The 223-nt window shown below is 52.9% G+C and carries 1 protein-coding gene; it reads left to right on the forward strand.

Annotated elements, in window-relative coordinates; translation table 11 throughout:
• The first annotated feature begins 4 nt into the window (after window positions 1–4).
• Window positions 5–178 carry an autotransporter outer membrane beta-barrel domain-containing protein gene (locus WFN87_RS24260; protein ID WP_336983659.1) on the forward strand — a complete coding sequence of 58 codons (174 nt, stop codon included), beginning with the start codon at window positions 5–7 and terminating at the stop codon, window positions 176–178.
• The last annotated feature ends 45 nt before the right edge of the window (window positions 179–223 follow it).

The raw sequence follows: 223 nt of genomic DNA on the forward strand, positions 1-223 counted from the left end.
GAAGATGGGTGAAAGCAGTGCATATCTTCAGGGGCAACGCAATGTGGCAGAGCTAAAAACTGGTGTTGAGGGCCACATAAGCGAAAATCTGAGCGCATGGGGCAACGTGGCGCAACAGATGGGGTCAGGTAGTTACCGGGACACTCAGGGTATGCTGGGAGTGAAATACGCCTTCTGACAAGAAGGAATACGGTAGAACTCTAAAGCGCCTCTCTGGAGGCGC

This window comes from Cedecea sp. AS113, from assembly GCF_037152415.1.
GTDB lineage: Bacteria > Pseudomonadota > Gammaproteobacteria > Enterobacterales > Enterobacteriaceae > Cedecea.